This is a genomic window from Calditrichota bacterium, assembly GCA_014359355.1.
Lineage (GTDB): Bacteria > Zhuqueibacterota > Zhuqueibacteria > JANLFK01 > Oleimicrobiaceae > Oleimicrobium.
In genome coordinates, this window is sequence record JACIZP010000313.1 from 1 (window position 1) to 6,892 (window position 6,892).

6 protein-coding genes, 9 tRNA genes and 1 other RNA gene are annotated in these 6,892 nt (G+C 61.6%); all 16 read left to right on the plus strand.

Translation table 11 applies throughout. The features are described 5' to 3' along the window. The first annotated feature begins 133 nt into the window (after nucleotides 1–133). Nucleotides 134–217 (plus strand) — tRNA-Ser (locus tag H5U38_13430). 21 nt (nucleotides 218–238) lie between these two features. Next, nucleotides 239–329: transfer RNA gene (locus H5U38_13435), tRNA-Ser, on the plus strand. Nucleotides 330–393: 64 nt separating this feature from the next. Further along, entirely contained in the window at nucleotides 394–1,893 is a 1,500-nt protein-coding gene (locus H5U38_13440; protein ID MBC7188030.1) for a glutamate--tRNA ligase, read from the plus strand. Between the two features lie 8 nt (nucleotides 1,894–1,901). Then, nucleotides 1,902–1,972 (plus strand) — tRNA-Gln (locus H5U38_13445). 60 nt (nucleotides 1,973–2,032) lie between these two features. Further along, nucleotides 2,033–2,109, plus strand: a tRNA-Arg gene (locus H5U38_13450). 118 nt (nucleotides 2,110–2,227) lie between these two features. Continuing rightward, a tRNA-Glu gene (locus H5U38_13455) sits at nucleotides 2,228–2,300 on the plus strand. 93 nt (nucleotides 2,301–2,393) lie between these two features. Next, a tRNA-Arg gene (locus H5U38_13460) sits at nucleotides 2,394–2,467 on the plus strand. Between the two features lie 57 nt (nucleotides 2,468–2,524). Further along, nucleotides 2,525–2,977, plus strand: coding sequence for a nucleoside deaminase (locus tag H5U38_13465; protein MBC7188031.1), 453 nt, complete (start codon nucleotides 2,525–2,527; stop codon nucleotides 2,975–2,977). A gap of 17 nt (nucleotides 2,978–2,994) precedes the next feature. Next, a tRNA-Ser gene (locus tag H5U38_13470) sits at nucleotides 2,995–3,081 on the plus strand. A 47-nt stretch (nucleotides 3,082–3,128) separates the two neighbouring features. Continuing rightward, nucleotides 3,129–3,211: transfer RNA gene (locus tag H5U38_13475), tRNA-Ser, on the plus strand. A gap of 79 nt (nucleotides 3,212–3,290) precedes the next feature. Continuing rightward, nucleotides 3,291–3,363: transfer RNA gene (locus H5U38_13480), tRNA-Ala, on the plus strand. Between the two features lie 5 nt (nucleotides 3,364–3,368). Then, nucleotides 3,369–3,636: signal recognition particle sRNA large type (gene ffs / locus H5U38_13485), an RNA gene on the plus strand. A 56-nt stretch (nucleotides 3,637–3,692) separates the two neighbouring features. Then, nucleotides 3,693–5,315, plus strand: a complete 1,623-nt coding sequence (gene dnaX / locus H5U38_13490) for a DNA polymerase III subunit gamma/tau (protein ID MBC7188032.1) — start codon at nucleotides 3,693–3,695, stop codon at nucleotides 5,313–5,315. A 27-nt stretch (nucleotides 5,316–5,342) separates the two neighbouring features. Then, on the plus strand, nucleotides 5,343–5,660 hold the full coding sequence (locus tag H5U38_13495; GenBank protein ID MBC7188033.1) for a YbaB/EbfC family nucleoid-associated protein: 318 nt from the start codon (nucleotides 5,343–5,345) through the stop codon (nucleotides 5,658–5,660). Between the two features lie 21 nt (nucleotides 5,661–5,681). Continuing rightward, the gene (gene recR, locus H5U38_13500; GenBank protein MBC7188034.1) at nucleotides 5,682–6,278 is read left to right on the plus strand and encodes a recombination protein RecR; all 597 of its coding nucleotides are present in this window, start codon (nucleotides 5,682–5,684) and stop codon (nucleotides 6,276–6,278) included. A gap of 54 nt (nucleotides 6,279–6,332) precedes the next feature. Continuing rightward, nucleotides 6,333–6,892 (plus strand): 2-oxoacid:acceptor oxidoreductase family protein (locus tag H5U38_13505; protein MBC7188035.1); only part of this gene is annotated, 560 nt, incomplete at its 3' end.

Here is a 6,892-nt window from a genome sequence, read left to right on the forward strand (position 1 = left end):
CTGTGCGTGGCGCCAGGGCCGATTGTGTGAAAAACTGGTTGTTTGAAAAACTGCGTTTTCTTATATTATGCGCGTCCTGCCCAGTTGCTGCTGCGGCAGGGAGAGACTCCATCTGCGAGCATATTGAGAAGATGGAGGGCTAGACCTAATTGGTAAGGCAGCGGTCTTGAAAACCGCCGGGTGAAAACCCTTGGGGGTTCGAGTCCCTCGCCCTCCGCAGTAAAGGTCGCGACCATCAGGAGAGGTGCCGGAGATGGCTGAACGGGGCGGCCTGCTAAGCCGTTGTAGGGTGTATAACTCTACCGAGGGTTCGAATCCCTCCCTCTCCGCGAAGAACAGCAAGTGGGAGTGCATACAAACGTCAGTAGGTGACGGCTACAGACCGTGAGTTCTTTGACAACAGAGCAAGTGCGGGTACGCTTTGCCCCCAGTCCCACCGGTTTCCTCCATGTAGGCGGGTTGCGCACGGCCTTGTTCAATTTCCTCTTCGCGCGGCGACATGGCGGTGTCTTTGTGCTGCGTATCGAGGACACCGACCGCACGCGTTACGTTGAGGGTGCCACCGAAAACCTCATCGAGATGCTGCGCTGGGCAGGCTTAGAGCCCGATGAGGGGCCGGATGTGGGTGGTCCATATGGGCCTTATGTGCAAAGTCAGCGGTTGGAGATCTACCGTCAATATGCGCAGCAACTCCTGGACGCTGGCCACGCCTACTATGCCTTCGATGATCCGGCCAGTTTGGAAAAGATGCGCCAGACGTTGCGAGCGCAGGGCCGTTCCGATCAGCGCTATGACCGCGCCCACATGTGCAACAGCCTCACCCTGCCGGACGCGGAAGTGCGCCGGAGACTCAAGGCGGGTGAGCCGCACGTGGTCAGGCTGCTGGTGCCCGAGGATCGCGTGATCGCCTTCGACGATGTGGTCCGTGGGCGCGTGGAGATCCACAGCAGCGAGGTGGATGACCAGGTGTTGCTCAAGTCTGACGGCTATCCGACCTACCACTTGGCGAACGTGGTGGATGACCACCTGATGGCCATCACCCACGTCATTCGCGGGGAGGAGTGGCTGTCCAGCGTGCCCAAGCATGTGCTCCTGTACGAAGCCTTTGGCTGGCAAATGCCGGTGTTGGCCCACTTGCCGCTCATCTTCAATCCCGACGGCTCGAAGATGAGCAAGAGGGATATGGGCAAACCTGGCCAAGAGGGGCGGCGTTTCGACCCGGATGTGGCCACCTATCGCAACGGCGGGTACCTGCGCGAAGCGCTCATCAACTATTTGGCCCTCCTGGGCTGGAACCCGGGAGAAGGGGATGAGCGTCAGATTTTCACCCTTGAGGAGCTGATCCGTGAGTTTTCTCTGGAGCGGGTGAACAAAGCGCGGGCCATCTTTGACCTTACCAAGCTGCAGTGGATTAACGCTGAGCACATCAAGCGGCGCAGCGACGCCGAGCTGGCGGCGATGGTGAGGCCAGTGCTCGAGGCGCGCGGGATCAGTGGGGTCGACGAGGCGTACCTGCGACGCGTGGTTGCCCTCCTCAAGGAGCGGGTGCGCATCATCCCCGACTTTGTGGACCGCGGCTGGTACTTTTTCCGCGATCCGGAGAGCTACGAGGAGAAGGCGGTCAAGAAGTACTGGAGCGCAGACACGGCGGGCCTTGTGCGCGCGTTTGCCCAGGTGCTCGCGGACATCGATGTGTTCGAGAAGAGCCGCATTGAGGAGGCGGTGCGGACTACGGCCACCCGCTTGGGGGTAGGAGCAGAGAAGATCATCCACCCCGTGCGACTGGCGGTGTCGGGAGTCAGTGTGGGGCCTGGCTTGTTTGAGCTGCTCGAGGTTTTGGGCAAAGAGGTGGTGCTCCGGCGCATCCGGCAGGCAGTGCAGAGGTTGGGGTGAGTTTCCTCTGGGGAGTCGTCCAACGGTAGGACACATGACTCTGGATCATGGTATCGGGGTTCGAATCCCTGCTCCCCAGCAAGAGCCCGAGGCCAGGGTGCCCGTGACACAGAGGTGGGTGCGCAGCCGCGGTGAGCGGGCGCCCGTAGCTCAACTGGATAGAGCTTCTGACTTCGGATCAGAAGGTTGGGGGTTCGAGTCCCTCCGGGCGCGCCAGGAAGGGAGGAGGTATCAGGGTGCGATGAGCGGTCGCACCTTTTGCGTGCCTGGGAGCACCGGGGGCAAAAGTATTGACATTGTTGCTTTTTGTTTGTATATTGCCACGTCACGCAGCGGCGCGTTCGTCTAGTGGCCTAGGACGCCGGCCTCTCACGCCGGTAACACGGGTTCGACTCCCGTACGCGCTACTTGTCGCTCGCGCCCACGCTGAGCACCGATGAAGGCACAGTTCGGCGTGCGCGGGCGTGACTCCTCGTGAGCAGAGCACTGCAGAAATGGTTGCGCCCGTAGCTCAACTGGATAGAGCGCTTGGCTACGGACCAAGAGGCTGGGGGTTCGAGTCCCTCCGGGCGTACAGCGGCTGTACACGACGACGGTCATGGTGATGCACGACGGCGGCCACGAGACGTGGATGGAACAGGCCTTTCGCGAGGCAGAAAAGGCCTTAGCCAAGGGGGAAGTCCCCGTGGGCGCCGTAGTTGTGTATGAGGGCAGGGTCATTGGCCGAGGGCACAACTTGGTGGAGACGCTGCAAGATCCCACCGCCCACGCCGAGATCATCGCCCTGACTGCCGCCGCCAATTCCCTTGCCTCGTGGCGGCTGAACGACAGCGTGCTCTACGTCACCTTGGAGCCCTGCCCCATGTGCATGGGGGCGCTCCTGTTAGCGCGGGTCTCTGGCTTAGTCTACGGGGCGCGTGATCCGCGCTATGGCGCGTGCGGCTCAGTGGTCGACTTGGCCAGCCACAAGGAGCTGCACGCCGGCATCCACATTGTCGGCGAGGTGATGGCGGAGCGGAGCAGCGAGCTGCTCCGTCAGTTCTTTGCCAGTGTGCGAAAGAGGGCCCCTGTGGGGCAGGCATAGTCGCCAGCGCGTGCCACGGAGAGGTGCGAGAGCGGTTGAATCGGACGGTCTCGAAAACCGTTGTCCCCCTCCGGGGACCGTGGGTTCGAATCCCACCCTCTCCGCTCGAAAAGGACTGGTGATGAGCTTGGCATGTGCCCTGGGAGGCGTTGGAGAGGTGTCCGAGTGGTTGAAGGAGCACGCTTGGAAAGCGTGTGTACGAAAGTACCGCGGGTTCGAATCCCGCCCTCTCCGCTCAACAGGTACTGACAAGGCGACGTTGACGAGGAGCGGCGGTTGGCGATAGGCGGGGGGGCAGAGTTTTAGAGAGTGTGGGGCCGTAGCTCAGCTGGGAGAGCGGTACGTTCGCAACGTACAGGTCATGGGTTCGAATCCCATCGGCTCCACAAGGCTGTGCTAGACGGGGAGTTAGCGGTGCCCTGTAACCTGCAATCCGCTATAGCAGGGTCGAATTCCCACCCTGAGGTCCGCTCGCACTTGTCTACTTCCCCGGCAAGCGGTGTTGATAGCCCAAGTCCTGCGCAATAGATCCGTGCCAAACCCCGTCAGGACCGGAAGGTAGCAGCGGTAGGCACTTCGTCTATGTGCCGCAGGGGAGCTTGGCTGGAGCTGGCTGCCGGAAAGGGGCAGGCGCAGAGAGATCGATGGTGGGTGCACAGCCGCTGAGCTGACTCCCCAAGCTTGCCGGCGGAACGGTTCCTGTGCGGAGAGACGGATGTCCTACCTGGTGTTGGCCAGAAAATACCGGCCGATGCGCTTCGAGGAAGTAGTCGGCCAGCAACACGTCACAGCCACACTGCGCAATGCCATTAGCTCAGGACGACTGGCTAACGCCTACCTGTTCGCCGGGCCGCGCGGGGTGGGCAAGACCTCGGTGGCCCGCATCCTGGCCAAGGCGCTGAACTGCGACCAGGGACCTTCGCCTACCCCCTGCAATGAATGCTCCTCCTGCCGGGAAATTGCCGAAAGCCGCAGCTTGGACGTGCTCGAAATCGATGGGGCTTCCAACCGTGGCATCGACGAGGTGCGCAACCTGCGCGAGACGCTGCGCTATGCCGCTTCGCCCGGCAAGCACAAGATCTACATCATCGACGAAGTGCACATGTTGACCATGGAGGCCTTCAACGCCTTGCTGAAGACGCTTGAGGAGCCCCCGAAGCATGTGCTGTTCATCTTCGCCACCACCGAGCCCCGCCGCGTGCCGCCCACTATCCTCTCCCGTTGCCAGCGGTTCGACTTTAAGCGCATCGCTGCGCGGGACATTATCGCGCAACTGAAGACTATCTGCCAGGCAGAGGGCATCACCATCCCCGAGGAGGCGCTGCTGCTGATCGTGCAGAAAGCAGATGGCAGCATGCGCGATGCCGAGAGCATCTTGGACCAGTTGGTCGCTTATAGCGGCACCACGATCACCACCGAGCAGGTGTCCGACCTGTTGGGCATTATCGACCAAGACCTCTTTTTTGCCTGCTCGGCGCTCATCAGGGAGCACGACAGCAAAGCGGCGCTGGCCATGGCCGACAAGGTCTTTGCCGAGGGCTTGGACTTTGTTGAGTTCATGGTGGGCCTCGCAGAGCACCTCCGCAACATCCTCATCACCAAATCCCTGCACAGCACCGAGACGTTGGACGTCTCCGACAGCTTTGCCGAACGCTACAAGGCAGAGGCAGAAGGGTTTGCCGTCGAGGACCTCATGCGGCTCATCAAGATCGCCAGCGAGGCAGCGCAGAGCCTGACGCGCGTAGAGAACCCCCGCGTGCAGTTCGAACTGGCCTTGCTGCGCATGGTCAATTTGGACCGCACGGTGGACCTCGGCGAGCTCTTGAGCAGGCTGGATGAGGTAAAAAAAAAGGCTCCCACTGAGCGGCCTGCCCCCGCCAATGCCCGGACCGCACCGCCACCCACTGCGCCCAGAGTAGCCGACCGCGTCGATGCTCCTCCTGCACCGAAGGCCAGCCAGGTAGAGCTCGAACAGGTAAAGCAAGCGTGGCCGCAAGTGATCGAGGAGGTGCGGCGGCAGCGCATGGGCTTAGCAGTTACCCTGCAGGAAGGTGTGCCCTCCAAGGTCGAAGGCAACACGGTGGTCGTGGCCTTCCGCAGGGACAATGGCTTTCACATGCAGAGTGTGGAGCGGGGAAGAGGGTGCATCGAGGAAGCCCTGGCGCGCCAGGTGGGGCAAAGGCTGCGCATCAAGTGCGTGCGCGACGAGCAGGGCGTCCTGGGCGAGGCACCGCAGCGTCCACGTCCCTCGGCGCAGCAGCAACTGGAAGAGTTGGCGCAGAGCAATCCCGCGCTCAAGAAGCTGATGGAGCGCTTGGACACCGAGCTCCTCGAGTAGGAGCAAGGAGGAAGACTCATGCAGAAGATGGGCCTCGGCAGTCTGCTGAAGCAGGCGCAGAAGATGCAGGAGCAGATGCAGAAGGCACAGGAGGAGCTGGCCGCCTTGCGCGTGGAGGGGACAGCCGGTGGCGGCATGGTCAAGGCCGTGGTCACGGGCAAGTACGAAGTCGTCGAAATCAAGATCGACCCCGAGGTGGTCAACCCCGAGGACGTCGAGATGCTCGAGGACCTGATCGTCGCCGCGCTCAATCAGGCCTTCCAAAAGGTGCAGGAAAGGGCTGCCGAGGAGATGAGCAAGGTGACAGGCGGCTTAGGGTCCAATCTGTTGCCGGGGCTCATGTAGCGACCCCAGGGAGCGTTCTCTGTGCTATATCCTTCTGAGGCGGTAGAGAGGGCAATTACCCAGCTGTCGCAACTTCCGGGGATTGGCCGCAAGTCCGCGCAGCGCATCGTCTTCTATCTGCTAAAGTTGCCGGCAGAGGAGGTGCGCTTGCTGGCGGAGTCGCTGGTGAGGATCAAGGAGCGCGTGACTCGCTGCTCCATTTGCTGCAGCATCACCGAGCAGGACCCCTGTGCCATCTGCAGCGACCCCAAGCGCGACCAGCGGGTCATCTGCGTGGTTGAAGAGGCCAACGACGTGCTGGCCTTGGAGCGCACGCACGAATACCACGGCCTGTACCACGTGCTGGGAGGCGCACTTTCGCCTTTGGATGGCATTGGGCCGGAACACCTGAAAGTGAAGGAGCTCATTACCCGCTTGCACCCGCCTGTGGAGGAAGTCATCTTGGCGACCAACCCCAATGCCGAAGGTGAAGCAACCGCCCTCTACCTGCTCAAGCTCATCCAGCCCTTGGGCATCAAGGTGACCCGCATTGCGCGCGGCATCCCCATGGGCGTGGACCTGGAATACGCCGACGAGATTACCTTGACCAAAGCCTTGGAGGGAAGAACTGCGCTGTAGAGGGTAGGAGCGCATAGCTCACCGAATGAGAGTTTGTGGTAGGAGGACTGTGACGTGGCACGGATGATCGAAGTGCGCTGGCATGGACGAGGAGGACAAGGAGCTAAGACGGCGGCACAGCTCCTGGCCGAGGCGGCCATCGAGGAAGGAAGCTACGGCCAGGCCTTTCCCGAGTATGGCCCGGAGCGCACAGGAGCGCCAGTGCGGGCCTACACGCGGATTTCTGATGCCCCAATAATCCTCCATAGCCCGGTTAAGCGGCCGTCGATTGTGATGGTGCTTGACCAGACCCTTCTGGACACCGTGGACGTGACCGAGGGGATGCCCGAAGATGGCACCCTCATCGTCAACACGCCGCAGACGCCGGATCAAATCCGCAAGCGGCTGAATCTGACCGGGCGCAAGATCATCACCCTCAACGCCTCGCAGATTGCGCAAGAGACCATTGGCCGGCCCATTCCGAACACCGTCATGTTGGGCGCATTTCTGCGCGCTACCGGCATGTTGGAGTTGGACACGGTGGTGGCCGATATCGAACACAAGTTCGCCCGCAAATTCAGTCGGGAAATCAGCGAGGCGAACGTCAAAGCGATCAAGCGAGCGTATCAGGAGGT

Coding starts and splice junctions, on each gene's coding strand:
- H5U38_13465 (MBC7188031.1), top strand. CDS start 2,525: ATGGAACAGGCCTTTCGCGAGGCAGAAAAGGCCTTAGCCAAGGGGGAA.
- dnaX (MBC7188032.1), top strand. CDS start 3,693: ATGTCCTACCTGGTGTTGGCCAGAAAATACCGGCCGATGCGCTTCGAG.
- H5U38_13495 (MBC7188033.1), top strand. CDS start 5,343: ATGGGCCTCGGCAGTCTGCTGAAGCAGGCGCAGAAGATGCAGGAGCAG.